The sequence below is a fragment of the Neisseria sp. HMSC064E01 genome, assembly GCF_001808875.1.
GTDB classification, from domain to species: domain Bacteria; phylum Pseudomonadota; class Gammaproteobacteria; order Burkholderiales; family Neisseriaceae; genus Neisseria; species Neisseria sicca_A.
The window spans coordinates 1-242 of the sequence record NZ_KV794865.1 but is presented as its reverse complement, the minus strand read 5'-3'; the positions used below and the strand labels follow the sequence as shown (position 1 = coordinate 242).

The 242-nt window shown below is 32.2% G+C and carries 1 pseudogene; it reads left to right on the top strand.

The window, feature by feature from the left end:
• Positions 1–242 (top strand): annotated as a pseudogene (locus HMPREF2572_RS00340) (hypothetical protein); the annotation flags it as partial.

Genomic DNA, 242 nt, shown 5'->3' with positions numbered 1-242 from the left:
TGGAGTTATTATGGCAGATACTGATTTAAATTGGGTTGCAGTTCAGGATATACCTGTTAATTGGGGTATTTTTGCATTTCAAAGTTCAAAAAAAGAATCTATAAGATTATTCCATATGATGGATCGAGATTGGTTTGTAGACATTGAAAGATTTAAGGCTATGGAGAAGGTATTAATAAGAGAGTTTGGAGAGGAGTTTATAAATGTCTTATTAAGCAATTACGGTAATATTCGTAGCAAGC